1 protein-coding gene is annotated in these 381 nt (G+C 68.0%); it reads right to left on the bottom strand.

What is annotated here, in order from left to right:
• Positions 1–376, bottom strand: a 376-nt coding sequence (locus tag EN738_RS35135; protein WP_145967081.1) for a LysR family transcriptional regulator, incomplete at its 3' end; no start/stop codon positions are given.
• Positions 377–381: the final 5 nt, after the last annotated feature.

Raw genomic sequence — 381 nt, 5'->3', positions numbered from 1 at the left:
GCACAAGCTGGATGGTGAGCTCGCGGTGGAGGGCGGTCAGTTCTCCCAGCCGTTTTGCCAGGAAGGCGACGCCAAAACCGTCCGGCGCGCCTATGCGCACCGTGCCCGAGACATCGTCGCCTTCGCCGGCAATGGTCGCACGCGCTGCGATCATGTCGCTTTCCATGCGCTCGGCAATGTCGAGGAAACGCTCGCCGGCCGGCGTCAGCTCGCTGCCGGTGGTCAGGCGGCGGAAGAGTTTTGTGCGCAGCGCGTCCTCGAGCGCGGCGATGCGGCGCGAGACGGTGGCATGGTTGAGCTCCAGGCGTTTCGCCGCGCCGAGGATCTGGCCGGCGCGCGCCACGGCGAGGAAGATGCGGACGTCATCCCAGTTCATGGGAG

The organism is Mesorhizobium sp. M4B.F.Ca.ET.017.02.2.1, from assembly GCF_003998955.1.
Lineage (GTDB): Bacteria > Pseudomonadota > Alphaproteobacteria > Rhizobiales > Rhizobiaceae > Mesorhizobium > Mesorhizobium abyssinicae.
Note: the sequence above shows the minus strand (reverse complement) of the source record. Positions and strands in the feature narration are given on the sequence as shown.